General features: G+C 43.2%; 6 protein-coding genes. 4 read left to right on the top strand and 2 right to left on the bottom strand.

Going from position 1 to position 3,517, the window contains the following annotated elements; all coding sequences use genetic code 11:
- Positions 1-154 precede the first annotated feature (154 nt).
- Both WC615_RS22960 and WC615_RS22965 read right to left on the bottom strand, forming a co-directional pair.
- Positions 155-847 carry a cytochrome b/b6 domain-containing protein gene (locus WC615_RS22960; protein WP_372980356.1) on the bottom strand — a complete coding sequence of 231 codons (693 nt, stop codon included), beginning with the start codon at positions 845-847 and terminating at the stop codon, positions 155-157.
- Positions 848-852: 5 nt separating this feature from the next.
- On the bottom strand, positions 853-1,650 hold the full coding sequence (locus WC615_RS22965; protein ID WP_372980357.1) for a DUF1223 domain-containing protein: 798 nt from the start codon (positions 1,648-1,650) through the stop codon (positions 853-855).
- A 198-nt stretch (positions 1,651-1,848) separates the two neighbouring features.
- Between WC615_RS22965 and WC615_RS22970 the strand changes: the two genes are divergently transcribed.
- The 4 genes from WC615_RS22970 to WC615_RS22985 form a co-directional block, all read left to right on the top strand.
- Positions 1,849-2,436: a sigma-70 family RNA polymerase sigma factor gene (locus WC615_RS22970; protein WP_372980358.1), complete on the top strand. Its 588-nt coding sequence runs from the start codon at positions 1,849-1,851 to the stop codon at positions 2,434-2,436.
- 1 nt (position 2,437) lies between these two features.
- Entirely contained in the window at positions 2,438-2,713 is a 276-nt protein-coding gene (locus WC615_RS22975) for a hypothetical protein (protein ID WP_372980359.1), read from the top strand.
- Positions 2,714-2,775: 62 nt separating this feature from the next.
- Entirely contained in the window at positions 2,776-3,039 is a 264-nt protein-coding gene (locus tag WC615_RS22980) for a hypothetical protein (protein WP_372980360.1), read from the top strand.
- Positions 3,040-3,121: 82 nt separating this feature from the next.
- Positions 3,122-3,517: peroxiredoxin family protein (locus tag WC615_RS22985; protein ID WP_372980361.1), on the top strand; the 396-nt coding region annotated here is incomplete at its 3' end.

Raw genomic sequence — 3,517 nt, forward strand, 5'->3', positions numbered from 1 at the left:
AACCGTACGTATTTCTTTAGGCGAGTTTTTAAGCCAACTCCAGCCGCCATAGGCCGCGCCGGATAGCACGGCAAACGTACCGAACGAAATAAACGTGCGCCGGTTTATTTTCTGCTCAATGGTTAACGGTTTCTTAACCTTTTTCGGTTTGGGGCTATTTTTCATCGGCGGCGGGTTTAATAATAGGTTTGGGCTTATCGTTCACTACCTCGAAACCCGTAATAACCGACTGGAAGTTTCGCCAGCCTGCAAGCACTACCTGCACCACGTGGATGATAAAGAAAAATACATAGCTAATGGTGAGTACAAAGTGTTCAATCCGGGCTGCATGATAGCCGCCGCAAAGCCAGGTAAGGGTATTAAACTGTACCGGCTTATAAATGGCCAGCCCGGTTATAACCGAACCGATACCCATAACAATGATAGCCGTATAGGCGATGCGTTGCGCGGCATTGTATTTGTTTTGAGGCGGAGCCATTTTGCGGATGTGCAGATCATGCAGCAACACCTGCCAGGCTTCTTTAAATGAATTGCGTTTTGGTACCAGCTCGCGCCACTCGCCCGAGAAAATGGTGTACAGGATATACACTACCCCATTAATGGTAAAGAACCACATAAACAAAAAGTGGAACGCCATACCCTCGGCAAGCCGACCGGGGATATTAAGAGCATCATTAAACCATTTGGGGAAAAACCTAAAAAACGTATGCCCGAACAGGCCGAAAGTATAAGTGTCGTTACCCCAGTAAATAAGCATCCCGCTCCATATCATAATGGTGAGTATGGGGAAATTTACCCAATGGCACCACCGCATGGCTAAGGAATGTTTCTCTTTGATAATTTTCATTTTCATTAATTGCTGGCTGTAACTGTAGTGGGGAACGGTGCGCGGGTGGCTCCGGTAATTTCGCCGGTGTCTGTATTTTGTATAAATGCGATCAACTCGTAACCCGGTGCCGAAAAAGTGCCAGGCAAAGCTATGCTGTTTTCGCCCTCTTTATTTTTACCTAACGGGATGCTTTTAAAATTGTTCACTATTTGGATATGCGATAGTGTATGCCCGCCATTTTCTCCGCTTTTAACATTAGTTACCGCGTTTTTTTGAACAAGCGCCAGTTGCAGGGTTGTGTTATCAGTATTGCCCGTAGCATTATACTTTAGTGTTGCATTGTGCCCGTTAACAACCACATTGCTTAAAGTTACCCTGGCTTTTGCTTCTTTTTTTAAACCCGTATTTATAGCGTTATGCAATGTGCCTTGCGCCGAGCCCACAAACTCGGTTTGGCCGTTAACAACAGCTTGCGGAGTGTACACGCCGCTTAGCTTTAACCATTTTGAGTAAGTGCTTTGTCTTTGGCTATACTCAGCCTTGCTGAAAACATCTTTCCATCCTAAACGGTTCCAGTAATCTACGTGATAAGCCAAAATATAAACAGGTTTGCCGGCGGTTTCTTTCTGCACGCGGGCAAGCAGTTCGTCAGCAGGAGGGCAGCTGGAGCAGCCTTCGGATGTAAACAGCTCTACTACTGCAAAGCCATCTCCGCCAGTAATAATAGCGGGTTTAACCCTGTTTTTATTGATAAATGCTGCCGATACCAATGCCGTAATTGCAAGGCCGAGGGTAATGGCATATACTTTTATATTTTTCATGTCGGTGGTCCTTTCGAGGCTTAGTCGGCTGTTGCCGCGAATCCTTACAAAGAATAGTTACATTTAAAAAAACGGGTAATAATTAAATATACGTAAATGTGCTCAATGAAGATGATGCTTTTTAAATATCGGCCATCAATTAAAAATAAGAAAACCCTGTAAGGATTTAAATATCTGAACGACTAACACGCGTTTACTATGGATAATAAAGAAATAATTGCCGAACGGACACCGCTTAAACCCCATGAGTGGGTTAACGCGCATGCCGATTATTTATACGCTTACACCATAACGCGGGTAAATAACGAAGAGCAGGCCCGCGACCTGGTGCAGGAAACTTTTTTGGCTGCGCTGGAAGGGATGCACAAGTTTGAAGGAAAAAGCTCGGAGCGCACCTGGCTTACGGCGATACTGCGGAATAAGATCATCGATACCTATCGTAAAAAAACAAAGGGACTTAAAACGCTAAGTATAAATGATACCGAAGCGGGAGAAACTGAATTTTTTTGGAACGAGGAGGGGCACTGGCACCAGGAGCATTGGCCCACGCATTTCGGTATTGATAACATAGACCCATTGGTGAATAAGGAATTTAACCACATACTGCAAAAGTGCATGCAAAAGCTACCCGCGCTGTGGTTATCGGTATTTACCATGAAACATATGGATGATGAAACAACCGATGTAGTTTGTGCCGAACTGAAAATAAGCGCGTCGAATTTTTGGGTCATCATCCATCGCGCTAAGTTAAACCTGAGGGCTTGTCTTCAAAAAAACTGGATGTAATATGAATAAGCTTTTAAAAATACTTTACAACTGCCGCAAGGCCACCTTCATGATAGAGAAGCGGATGGTAAAACCGCTTACCATGCAGGAGAATTTGGAACTGCGCATGCACCTGGTTACCTGTGGCGTATGCCGCCTGTATATAAAGCAAAGTCGCAAAATTGATTTGATGGTAAAACAAATCCTAAAAAGTACCCCGTCTGCAAACATACGCCTGGATGATGATTTTAAAAAGGAATTAAAAGTGCGGATAGAGAACGAACTGAATAAAAGTTAACCACCGCTTGTAAGGTTTATGAATTACCTGCGACGAAGCAGGCAAATTAAAAAACTTAAAAAATGAAAACGTACAACAGATCAGTTTTAAAAGGCGCCATGTTAGCAGGCGCTATCGCATTAGGTTTTAGCCTTAACCTAAGCGCAGGTACTATGAGTCATTCTTCACCATCAGTTATCGCCGTTAGTGATACCGGCAAAATGCAAAAGATGGACAAAATGAAAAAGAAGGACATGAAGATGAAAAAGAAGAAAATGGATAAGATGGAAAAATCTAAAATGGAGCCATCAAAAATGGACGCGGATAAAATGGGTAGCAAAATGTAATTACCCGCAGGGGTAAGTTTTGTGTTGAAGGCGGGGGGCGTGAATGGTCCCCGCCTTATTTATAAAGTTAATTTTAAACAGAATGAAGAAATATATATTAGCAGCTATAGCGCTAGTGTTTTCGGTACATGTATTGGCACAAACCGGGTTAAAAAAAGGAGATACAGCTCCTTTTTTTACGGCGAAGGATAACTCAGGGAAAACCGTTGACCTGAAAGAGGTGCTTAAAACGGGCAAATCGGTGGTGTTGTTTTTTTACCGCGGCCAGTGGTGCCCGTACTGCAATAAACAAATGCAGCACATCCAGGATTCGTTACAACTACTAACCGGCAAAAATGCTTATGTGATTGGCGTAACGCCCGAAACAGCCGAGAATATTAATAAAACCATTGCCAAAACAAAAGCCACGTATTCTATAGTGCAGGATAAGGGCTACAACATTATGAAAAGCTATGGCGTAAACTATATTATGGATGAA

This window comes from Mucilaginibacter sp. (assembly GCF_041663085.1).
In the GTDB taxonomy this organism is placed as follows: Bacteria; Bacteroidota; Bacteroidia; order Sphingobacteriales; family Sphingobacteriaceae; genus Mucilaginibacter.